We start from the raw sequence: 11,567 nt of genomic DNA, 5'->3' as shown, positions 1-11,567 counted from the left end.
AACGTATTAGGAAAGAGCGAATAACATGACTGAGGCAGGTGAGAACGGACCACGCATTTCGGTTGTCATGGCAACCTATAACGGGGCCACCCATATCCGCGAACAGCTGGACAGCCTGGCGGCACAGACGTGCCTGCCGGCCGAACTGGTCGTGACGGATGATGGTTCGACCGATGCCACACTGGACATCGTGGCCGATTTTGCCCGCACCGCGCCCTTTCCGGTGCAGATTCACCGCAATGCGAAACGCTTTGGCTACAAGGGCAATTTCATGCATGCGGTCAGCCTGAGTTCAGGCGACCTGATTTCCTTCTGCGATCAGGATGATTTCTGGAAAAGCGATAATCTGGAACGTGTGCGCCAGGCGTTCATGAACGACCCGGACGTGCTGATGGTCTTTCATAACGCGCATCTGGTGAATGAAGGGCGCGCGCCCATATCACCCTTTTATGCAACCCCGCCCGTTCCCCCCGTTTCGCGTCCGCTGACGTTGCAGCCATGGTGCTTTTCCTATGGCTTCATGCAGACATTCCGCGCGGACCTGAAACCCGCCGGCGCCCTGTGGGCCCGCATGGGCGATCATTACAACCCGGGCAAGGAAATGGGGCATGACCTGTTCTTCTTCCTTGTCGCATCCGGTGTCGGGACCATTGTCTATCTGGATGAAGAATTGACGGAATACCGGCTGCATGGTGGCAATACGGTGGGGTCGGGCAAGCGTACCAAACCGACATTCGTGGATCGCTGGCGTTACCGGCTGGAAGACCGGGCCGATACCTATCGCTACCTTGCCCGCATGACAGCACAGGACAGCAGGATGTTTGCCGATCTGGCCCAGACGCCATCATGGTCGGAAACCATGCGTAACCGTGCCCGCATCGCCGCCGAGGCATGGCGCGGGCTGGAACCGCTTTATCTCCTGCGCGCCGAAGTCTGTTCGGGCACCCTGCCACGCCGTATCGCGGCCTTTGTGCAACTGGTGCGGGAAGGGGGATATAGCGAACGTTCGTTCTGGACCTTCGGCAATCGCGCCATGTACAAGGATTTCGCGCTGGGCGTTGTGCTTGCGCCCCTGGTGCGTCGGTTCGGCCGGGAATCATCGCGCACCGATCGCGCCTGCCACCGCGGGAGTGCCCATGACGTGCCCGTATCGCAGGTCGCCCCCGTGCAGGCCGTCGCGGCATGAAAATGCTGCCACAGGCAGGGACAGCCGTTCCCGGTGCATCCAGGCCCTGTGTTGCCATCTACCGAACGCAGATCCTGCCATGGTCGGAAACATTCGTGCGCGATCAGGCCCGTGCCCTGACGCGCTGGCGGCCGGTCCTGATCGGGGAACGTACGGTGGGCCAACTGCCGCTGGATGGCATGGCCGTCCGGGCGTTGCATGACGGGCCGCCCACGTTGTTCCAGCGTCTGATTGGCATGGGATCGCGTTATCTGGAACGGCCCGTGCCGGGCATGATGAAACTGGCGCGTGCCGTAAACCCCGCACTGGTGCATGCCCATTTCGGTTTTGACGGGGTGGAGGCATGGCCCGTGGCGCGCGCGCTGCATGTGCCGTTACTGGTTACCCTGCACGGGTCGGACATCACCACGCATATGCACTGGTTTGCATCAGGTGGGGGGGGACGGCGATGGCGTGCCTATCCTCGCAGGCTGAAACTGCTGGCCGCCCGGCCGCAGGTCAGTTTCGTGGCCGTATCCCATAGCATACGCGAGGCGGCATTGCGTGTGGGCCTGCCCGAACAGCGTATCCATGTCTGTCCCATCGGGATTGATGTCCATCGCTTCCACCCGACCGGCCAGCCGGTTGCCCGGCGGGCGCCGGTTATCCTGTTTGCGGGCAGGCTGGTGGAAAAAAAGGGCTGCCGCTACCTGATCGAGGCCTTTCGCACCGTGCAGGCGCAATTGCCTGATGCGCGACTGGTCATTGCCGGTGATGGCCCTGAACGCCCGATGTTGACCAGCCTTGCCGCGGGCATGGATGGCGTATCGTTTCACGGTCGGTATTCAGCTGCCGAAATGCAGCCGTTGCTGGCACAGGCGCGTGTTTTCTGCCTGCCCAGTGTCACCGCCGCCAATGGCGATGCGGAAGGCATGGGCCTGGTCGTGCTGGAAGCCCAGGCCTGTGGCGTCCCGGTCGTGACATCGGCGCGGGGCGGGGCAACAGAAGGCATTATCGACGGCAAGACAGGCTTTGCGTTTGCCGAAGGGGATGTCACGACGCTGGCGGCCCGTCTGCTAGATGTGCTGCGTGATGATGATCTGGCTGCACACATGTCCGCCGCTGGCCCCGTTTTTGTGGCGCAGAAGCATGACGTTACCCGCTGGGCGACAACACTGGAAAACATTTACGACAGTATGACAGGACGCATCCCATGAACGTCTCCATGTCCGTCAGCCTGGTCATTACCACCTATAATGCACAGGCTTTCATCATGCGCGCCGTCAGTTCCGCGCTGGAACAGACACATGCGCCGCTGGAAATCATCATAGTGGACGACTGTTCAACGGATGGTACGCCCGACCTGCTGAACAGGCTGGCGCGCGCGCATGGCAGTATCCGCGTCATGTCCACGCCGTATAATGGGGGGCCTTCGGTTGCGCGCAATGTCGGGCTGGGGGCGGCACGGGGGAACTGGATCGCGTTTCTTGACGCGGATGACGCCTTTGCCCCTGATCGGCTGGAAGCGCTGATGGCGCGCGCCGCCGTCGGGGATTGTGACGCTGTGGCGGATGATCTGGCCTATTATGACGCCATGGCGGGGCAGGTAACGGGCCGTGCGATGGGGGCGGGGCAGGTGCCGCGTACGCCCATTGGCCTGCGCGATTACATTGCCCATAACCGTTCGGGTGGGGAAGGGTTTGACTGGGGGTTGCTCAAGCCTGTTTTCCGACGGGAATTCATGCTTGCCCATGGCATACGGTATGATCCCGTGGTGCGGCATGGGGAGGATTTCCTGCTCATGATCGCCTTCCTCATGGCTGGCGGCCGGTTTTTCCTGATCGATCAAGCCACGTATCTTTATACGCAGCGTCAGGGCAGCGTCAGTGGACGGGCATCGGGCATGTCACGCACGACCATTGCATATCGCGACATGCATGATGGCGCGCTGGCACTGGCGCGAGAGCCGCGTATCCGCGACAACCCCGAACTTGTGCGCTTATTGCACCAGCGTGCGGCCGGATTGCAGCGGCTGGATGATTCCTATTTTGTGTCCGTGGCGTTGCGTTCGGGGGCGGTGGGGGCAATTTGCCGCCGTATCATGCGGCGGCCTGCGTTCCTGCCTGCCATGATCCGGCAGGTGGCGGCCGCGCTCAGGCGCAGGCTGTGCCATTCCTGATGCCAGGAAAGCGCAGCAGGGAATGAAAATAAAAGCTTCCGGGTGCCGCCTTTTTTAAAAAGGCGGCCTTTTTTCCGAAGGTTTCTGAAAACAGGCCCGGAGGGCATGTCGCCATGACCTGTCCGGGCCATGTATACATGGCCCGGATTTTTCTGGTGCGATCAGTGGGACTGTACCGCGTCCGGTCGCCCGAGCGAGATATATTCGAACCCCGCATCTTTTATGGTCGTGGGATCCCATATATTGCGCAGGTCCACAATCTTGCGCCCCTTCATCTCCCGCGCCAGTTTTTCCGGCGCAAGTGAGCGGAATTCATTCCACTCCGTCAGCACGACAAGGATATCGGCACCTTTCGCCGCGTCCAGCGCATCCGTGCAGTAGGTAACGGATTGCGGCAGCACGGGACGTGCGGTTGTCATGCCGGCGGGATCAAACGCGCGGATATGTGCGCCCGCCTTGTCCAGCATGTCGAGAACGGGAATCGAAGCCGCCTCGCGCATGTCATCGGTTTCAGGCTTGAAGGTCAGGCCCAGCACCCCGATCGTCAGCCCCTGTACATCCCCATTGGCAAAGGCGATGATACGTTCGCCCATGTCCAGCATGCGCTGATCATTGACCGCGACCGTGGTTTCGATCAGGCGCACGGGTGATCCCGCATCGCGCCCGATTGCTGTCAGTGCACGTGTATCCTTTGGAAAACACGAACCACCAAAGCCCGGGCTGGGATGCAGGAACTTCTTGCCGATACGCCCATCCAGCCCGATCGAGCGCGCCACGTCATTGACGTTGGCCCCGACCTTTTCACACAGGTCCGAGATTTCATTGATGAAGGTAATTTTCATCGCGAGGAACGAATTGGCGGAATATTTGATCAGTTCCGCTGTCTCAAGCCCCGTAAAGACAATGGGCGTTTCCAGAAGGTAGAGTGGCCGGTACAGCTTGCGCAGGATCGTCTGCGCACGTTCCGTACCTTCCGGTTTATATTGGTCTGTGCCAATAACGACACGGTCAGGCCGCATGAAATCCTGAATGGCGTTGCCTTCGCGCAGGAATTCCGGATTCGACGCAACATCGAACTCCAGGTCCGGGCGCGTCTCACGCACGATGCGTGCAATCTCGCGCCCCGTGCCAACCGGCACGGTCGATTTGGTGACGATGATGGTATAGCCGTCGGCCGCGCGTGCGATCTGTTCTACTGCTGCGTAAACATAACTTGTATCCGCCTGCCCGTCTCCCCGGCGCGACGGTGTGCCGACGGCCACGAACACGGCGTCCGCCCCTTTGACCGCGGCGGCCATGTCGTCACCAAAGGTCAGGCGCCCGGCTTCCACGTTTTCCGCAACCAGGCGGTCCAGACCGGGCTCGTAAATCGGGATACGCCCTTCCCGCAGGGCGGTCAGGCGGTCAGGGTTGGTTTCGACAATGGCAACATCGGTGCCAAATTCCGCAAAACATGTACCGGAGACCAACCCAACGTAGCCTCCACCAATCATAGCAATTCGCACCGGGACCTCCCTGATTCCGTATTGCGGCCTGTTGTCCGGAGCAGGCCGCGATCTAGAGCTTTCAAAAGCGGGTTGAATAAAACCAAAAGTAATAAGGGGTGCATGTTCCGTAACCCGGAAGATGTCATGCAGATGCAACACAAGGGCATGATCACGACGAAAATATGTTTAAGCACCACATTCTTGACAAAAAAATTTCCGCTAAGTGCATCCCGCAACATCGATGTCCGACATGACCGGTTCCGTTTCCTTCGGGAAGCGGCGGATACGTGCAGCATGAAACACGCAGGACGGAGTCACGATCATGACGTTTATGACAGCAACGGATGTAACCGTATCCGTGCCGGAATCCCGTAACCGCACCATCACGCCTGTTATCCTGTCCGGTGGTACGGGAACACGGCTATGGCCCGTTTCGCGTGCCTGCCATCCCAAGCAGTTCTGGGCGCTGGCATCGAACCGCACAATGATCGGCGAGACATTGCAACGCGCCACGGGCACGACATTCGCGCCGCCCATTGTTGTCTGTAATGACGCGCACCGTTTTCTTGTTGCTGAACAACTGCGCGAGAACGGGTGCGAGAACGGGCGTATCATCCTTGAACCCGCCGTGCGCAACACGGCCGCAGCGATTGCGGCCGCCGCCCTGCTGGCGGCGCAGGATGATCCCGAAACCCTTCTGTGGATTATGGCCGCCGATGCCGTTTTCCGTTATCCCGAGCGCCTGCCAGCGGTTCTGGAAAAGGCATCGGCCGTGGCGCGGGAAGGGTACATCGTCACATTCGGCATGAAACCTGACATGCCTGAGACGGGATATGGCTACATACGCCTTGGCGCGCCCCTGCATCCCGATCACCCTGATGACAGCGTGTACCGTGTCGCCCGCTTTATTGAAAAGCCTGACCACCTGCGTGCGACCGAAATGCTGAATGAAGGGGGATATCTGTGGAATTCGGGCATGTTCCTTGCCTCCGCGTCCGTCATGCTGGCGGAACTGAAACGGCATGAACCCGATGTGCTGGAAAACGTGCGGCATGCACTGCTTGACAGTAAAAACGACCTGACCTTTCGCAGGCTGGAAGCCACCGCCTTCCTGCGTTCCCCCAATGTCAGTATTGATTATGCGGTCATGGAGCGCACGGACCGCGCCGTGGTCATCCCTGCCGATCTGGGCTGGTCGGATGTCGGGAACTGGAATGCATTATGGGAACTGGGCGACAAGGACGCCTGTGGCAATGTGGCCGTGGGTGATGTCGTGCTGGAACAGTCCCATAATTGTTACGTGCGCAGCGAAGGCATGCTGACTGCCGTTGCTGGGCTGACAGATATCGTGCTGGTGGTCACGTCTGACGCCGTACTCGCGATTCATCGTGATTATGCGCAGGATGTTTCGGCACTGGTGGCACAGTTGAAGATGGCCAACAGGCCGGAAGCCGAAATTCACAATCGCTGTTACCGGCCATGGGGTTTTTACGAAGGGCTGATTCAGGGCGAACGGTTCCAGGTCAAGCGGATCGTGGTGTATCCGGGCCAGAAGCTGTCGCTGCAGAAGCATTTTCACCGGGCCGAACACTGGGTTGTGGTTAGTGGTACCGCGATCGTGACGCGGAATGAAGAAAAACTTATGTTGCAGGAAAACGAAAGTGTCTATCTGCCGTTAGGGTGTATGCACCGGCTGGAAAATCCGGGACGTATCCCCCTGACCCTGATTGAAGTCCAGTCAGGTCCGTATCTGGGGGAGGACGATATCGTCCGCTTTGAAGATACTTACGGCCGACAGTAAGAAAAGTGTCGGCACATGCGTGTTGCCCGTGCGGGTTTCACGCATGTCACATTGGTTCCCTTGAACCGCCATGTATCTGGATATGCGTTCATATCGTTACGTTATAATAACGTAATTGCAAAATATTCTCGTTTTCATGAATAATATGTGAATAGGAAATTTATTCCATGTATTGATGCCATGACATATTTTTGCCCAAAAATACTCGCAATATTTCTGGACTTGGAAGCTGGGTTCCAGCGTAATGTAAAAAACCAACAGCAGGTGAGGATCATTTCGCACTCGATTGTGCAGTGCGGAAAATGGCAGGCGAAGCCTTATCCGGCGTCAGGTTGCATCCCGCGCCGACAGGAGATGTTTCAAAATGAGCGAGGCACTCAGACACTTGAAAAATGATGAAACAGACCTGTCGCCGCTATCCGTCGGGATCGACAGCATCCCGCGGGGTATCAATACGGCACGTAGTGGGGATGACGGCTTTGCCTACCGTCATCCTGTCCTGACACAGGTTGTTGTCGTATCGGACGCCATGTCCGTATGCCTTGCCATCATGGCCTGTATTACGTGGCAGCGTATTTATGATACGCCTGATGAACTGTCCGGCGCCCTTCTGCTGGCCAATATCATGGCCGCGGGGGCGTTTTTTCTGTTTCCCAGGAATGTGCCGCTTCTGGATATTCCCGATCTGACGCGGGTTTCATGCCAGGTCCGCTACCTGCTGCCGCCCGTGGTGTTTGGCGGGGTAATCTTCTGCACCATTTTGTTCATGCTGTCATGGCCGCCTGTTGTCACGTTGCGCATGGGGGCGGAATGGCTGGTCTTTGTGGTGATCGCGCTGCTGATCGAACGGTGTGTGGGTACATACATCGTGCAGACGCGTGCGGTGACCCGTCGCCTGGCACGTAAGGTGGCGATCATCGGTTCGGGCGCGGAAGCAACGCAGATGGCGTCGCGCATCAACGCACGCATGCAGCGCATGTTCCGCCTTGTCGGGACCTTTGATGACCGGGGCGGCAATGTTGACGGCACGATAGAAGAACTGGTGCTGCATGCGCGTGAAAATGACATTGATGCCATCATCATATGCTTTCCCCCGTCCGAAGGCGGGCAGCAACATGTGATGGACATATTGTGGCGCCTGCGCGGCGTGCTGGCGGATGTCTATGTCGTGCCATCGCTCATGACGGAAGACTGTCACGGCTGGCCGGTTGAACGCTTCGGTCCGTTTTCCCTGACCGTGTTGCAGCGGCGTCCGTTAAGCGAATGGGACATGCTGGAAAAGCGTGCGTTCGATCTTACCGCCAGCATGTTGCTGCTTGTGGCGCTGGCCCCCGTGCTGGGACTGGTGGCGCTGGCGATCAAGCTGGATTCCCGTGGTCCCGTGCTGTTCTGCCAGCCCCGGCAGGGGTTCAATAACCGTTATTTCAATGTCTTCAAGTTCCGTTCCATGTATGCGGACATGTCGGATATGGATGCCGCGCGCCAGACCTCGCGCACCGATCCGCGTGTCACCCGTGTTGGCAAATGGATACGACGGCTGAGCATTGATGAACTGCCGCAGCTTTTCAATGTGCTGCGTGGTGAGATGTCACTGGTTGGCCCACGCCCCCATGCACCGCAGACACGCGCGGGCGGGCAGCTGCTGCATGAGGCGATGGAGGAATATGTGGCCCGCCACCGTGTGCAGCCCGGCATTACCGGCTGGGCGCAGATCAACGGATCAAGGGGGGAACTGGTCACGCGTGATGACCTGCGCCGGCGCGTGGTGCTGGACCTGGAATACATACGCGCATGGTCGATCTGGCTGGATATCAAGATTATTTTCCTGACCATAAAGCGCGAGATCTTCAGTCGGAATGCGTTCTGAATTTCTTAATTTCCTGACGATGAACGGTGTATTCAAATGAACGCAAATACGGAAATCGCAGTAGATGATACGATTGTCGATGTCATGGGCCTGCCCCTGCACGACATATCGCGCACGGACATTGTCCAGCGCGTGGTGGATGCCGTGCGGGTGGGGCGGAAAATGACCGTTGTCAACGCCAATGCCCATATGGCGGTGGTTTCGCAAAAACAGCCATGGCTGCGCACGCTGTTCCGGCGTGCCGATATTGCGTTCTGTGACGGTGCGGGCGTCCAACTTGCGGGTATCGTGCTGACGGGGCGGCATCTGCCGCGCACCACGCCGCCGGAATGGATCGGGCCGGTCCTGTCGAAACTGGGGCAGGATGCATCTGTATTCTGGATCGGGGGCAAGCCCGATGTGGTGGATAAGGCTGCGGCTGCCTTTTCTGACAAATATGGCGTGCGCACGGTGGGCACGCAGCACGGTTTCTTTGACCCGACACCCGGATCACGTGAATCCACGCTGCTGCTTGAACGCCTGCGGGCGACGCAGCCTGACATCATCCTGCTGACCATGGGCATGCCCCGGCAGGAACGCTGGCTGTATGACAACATGGATCATCTTCCCACGGGTGTCCTCATTACGGCGGGCGCGCTGGTTGACCATGCGGCCGGACGTGTGCACCGCCCGCCGCGATGGGTCGCGAACATGGGGCTGGAATGGCTTGTGCGTCTGGTGCGTGAACCGCGCAGGCTGTGGCGGCGTTATCTGCTGGGACTGCCTGTATTCGGGTTTCATGTCCTCGTTTATTTGCGGCGCAGGCTGATGCATCGGTCCACGTCGTCCATTTCGCGGAAACTTGCCGGATAAACAGCATGAATTACGTTTCCATACAGGGGCGGGCCACTTCAATGTCATGGACAGCGCACGATGTGGGCCTTGTCATTCGCCAGACAATGCGGGCATTCCTGCGGCACAGGATGCTGTTCGCACTGACCGTACTGGGCGTACTGGTTGCGGGTGGCGCAGTCATGCTGACGCTCAAGCCGCGCTATACCGCGACCACGACCGTCGTGGTGTCGGGACGTGCGCAGCAGGATCCGCTGGCTCCCAACGGGCAGCAGCAGAACCTGGCCCCGCCGGATGATGAACTGGTTTCAACCGAAGCCGCGATGATCCATTCGCGTGACGTCGCGGCCGCCGTCCTGGCGCAACTGCCGCCGCCGCCTGCCGCCCCTCATGTGGGCATGCGCGACCGGCTGTGCCACATGGGGCTGGGGTTCCTGTGCCATGCCAGCACGCCGGTTGACCCGGAGGTGCAGCGTGAGCATGAGGAAGACGCCTTCCTCAACAACCTGACCATAACGCCAGAACCGCGCACGCAGATCCTTGATATCAACGTGGTGGATGGCGATCCCCAGCGTGCCGCGGTCCTGGCCAATGCAGTGGTCACGAATTACCAGCGCATTGCGCTGGCGCGGCAGACGGCGGATATCAATCATGTGGCCACGTGGCTGGACAACCGCACCGCCGCCCTGCGGCAGCGGTGGCTGGATGCCGTGCAAAAGGCCAATGCCTTTGACAACGCCAATGGCCTGACCAACACCACCGAGGGCAGCACCAGCACGCCGCTGATCGAACGCCAGATTGCCGATACCTCTGCCAATCTGAGCCAGGCCGAAGGGCGACTGGCTGCGGCGCAGGCCCGCGCCGACGCGCTGCGTGACGCCGCCGCACGGGGGGATGCGCGCGCGGCGGTCGCCCTGTCACAGGAACCCATTCTGGTGGCCACCGCCAATGCTCTCATGCAGTTGCAGAGTACGCGGCAGGAGGAAGCCGCGACCTATGGCCCGCAGCACCCGCGCCTGCGCGCGCTGGACCAGCAGATCGCAACCACCCGCGCCAGTCTTGAAGCCGAGACACAGGCCGCGCTGAGCACCATTCGCGAAGACCAGATTTCCGCCCGTGCGGAAGTGCAGCGCCTGAACGAAAACCTTGACCTTCTGCGTCAGAAGGCAGGTGGGCAGAGCGCGCCGCAGGCGGAATACCGCACGCTGGACCAGGAAGCGCAGAGTGCGCGCGCCGTGTATGAAACCTTTCTGGAACACGCCAAGGAAGTCGTGGACCGCGCAGCCCTGCTGCAGCCGCCCATCGCCGTCGTTTCCCACGCCGCCGCGCCCGACGTGCCCAGCTTTCCCAACCGCAAGAAGATCGGCCTGGGGCTGATGGCCGTGGCACTGGCTGCCGGGGCAGGGGCTGTGCTGCTGCGTGATTACTTCGCGGCCGGCTTTACCGAAATCGAGCGCCTGCGCGCGGCTGTCCCGCTGCCCCTGCTGGCGGTCGTGCCCAAGGTGGGGGGACGTTCGGAACAGACCGTACGCCGGCATGTGATCGACCACCCCTATTCCCGTGCGACCGAAGCGGTGCGCAGCCTTGTCATGCAGCTGTCCATGCGGGTGCATGAGGGGGGGCAGCCGCTATGCCTCGCCATTACCTCCGCCGGGCCGGAGGAGGGCAAGAGCACGCTGGCGCTGTGGATGGCGACCGTGGCCCGCCGGGGCGGGCAGAAGGTGCTGGTGATTGATGCCGATCACCGCCGGGGCATGCTGGACCAGTACCTGACCGATGGCACGTCGGGGCGGCCTTCGCTGGGCATGAGCGACCTTGTGACCACGGGCGTGCCGGTGGCGGATGTCATCCGCACGGATCCTGACACCGGGTTTGACTACATTCCTGCCGGGCGCACGATGCAGCATGCCTTCAGCCCTGTCGAGATCCGGCGCCTGCGCGCCATATTGGCTGAACTGAAACGGTCATATGAACTGGTCATCATCGACTGCCCCCCGCTGCTGGGACTGAGTGACGCGCTGGTACATGCCAACATGGCCGATCAGGTCATCTTTGTCTGCCGCTGGAAAAGCACGGCACAGCGCGCCGTCATGGCCTGTCTGGAGCGGCTGGAAGCCTGTGGCGCGCCGCTGGCGGGCGTGGTGGCCACCATGGTGGAAGACAACGCCATGGACGTGATGGGCTACAGCTACGGTAACCGGGACATCAAGATCCTGAGCCGTTTCGATGACAAATAG

General features: G+C 60.1%; 8 protein-coding genes. 7 read left to right on the top strand and 1 reads right to left on the bottom strand.

Going from position 1 to position 11,567, the window contains the following annotated elements; translation table 11 throughout:
• Positions 1-25: 25 nt before the first annotated feature.
• Genes AC1RQ9_RS11810 through AC1RQ9_RS11800 form a run of 3 tightly spaced genes read left to right on the top strand, consistent with a single transcriptional unit; the run spans position 26 to position 3,344 of the window.
• On the top strand, positions 26-1,186 hold the full coding sequence (locus AC1RQ9_RS11810; protein ID WP_485987085.1) for a glycosyltransferase: 1,161 nt from the start codon (positions 26-28) through the stop codon (positions 1,184-1,186).
• Positions 1,183-2,382, top strand: a complete 1,200-nt coding sequence (locus AC1RQ9_RS11805; RefSeq protein WP_485987084.1) for a glycosyltransferase — start codon at positions 1,183-1,185, stop codon at positions 2,380-2,382. Before AC1RQ9_RS11810 ends, AC1RQ9_RS11805 begins: the two co-directional genes overlap by 4 nt.
• Positions 2,379-3,344 (top strand): glycosyltransferase family 2 protein, encoded by a 966-nt coding sequence (locus AC1RQ9_RS11800; protein ID WP_485987083.1) that lies wholly within the window; start codon positions 2,379-2,381, stop codon positions 3,342-3,344. Before AC1RQ9_RS11805 ends, AC1RQ9_RS11800 begins: the two co-directional genes overlap by 4 nt.
• Before the next feature lie 161 nt (positions 3,345-3,505).
• Here the strand turns inward: AC1RQ9_RS11800 and AC1RQ9_RS11795 are convergent, their stop codons facing one another.
• Positions 3,506-4,837 carry a UDP-glucose dehydrogenase family protein gene (locus tag AC1RQ9_RS11795; protein WP_485987110.1) on the bottom strand — a complete coding sequence of 444 codons (1,332 nt, stop codon included), beginning with the start codon at positions 4,835-4,837 and terminating at the stop codon, positions 3,506-3,508.
• A gap of 316 nt (positions 4,838-5,153) precedes the next feature.
• Here AC1RQ9_RS11795 and AC1RQ9_RS11790 point away from each other — a divergent pair, with 316 nt between their 5' ends.
• From AC1RQ9_RS11790 to AC1RQ9_RS11775, 4 genes are all read left to right on the top strand, one after another.
• A complete protein-coding gene (locus AC1RQ9_RS11790; protein ID WP_485987082.1) occupies positions 5,154-6,632 on the top strand; it encodes a mannose-1-phosphate guanylyltransferase/mannose-6-phosphate isomerase in 1,479 nt (492 codons plus the stop codon).
• Between the two features lie 364 nt (positions 6,633-6,996).
• Positions 6,997-8,499, top strand: coding sequence for an exopolysaccharide biosynthesis polyprenyl glycosylphosphotransferase (locus AC1RQ9_RS11785; RefSeq protein ID WP_227672796.1), 1,503 nt, complete (start codon positions 6,997-6,999; stop codon positions 8,497-8,499).
• Positions 8,500-8,535: 36 nt separating this feature from the next.
• On the top strand, positions 8,536-9,351 hold the full coding sequence (locus AC1RQ9_RS11780) for a WecB/TagA/CpsF family glycosyltransferase (protein ID WP_193733845.1): 816 nt from the start codon (positions 8,536-8,538) through the stop codon (positions 9,349-9,351).
• 5 nt (positions 9,352-9,356) lie between these two features.
• Positions 9,357-11,567: a GumC family protein gene (locus tag AC1RQ9_RS11775; RefSeq protein ID WP_485987080.1), complete on the top strand. Its 2,211-nt coding sequence runs from the start codon at positions 9,357-9,359 to the stop codon at positions 11,565-11,567.

It is taken from the genome of Komagataeibacter ossonobensis, assembly GCF_057359305.1.
This window is presented reverse-complemented; position numbering and strand designations above follow the sequence as displayed.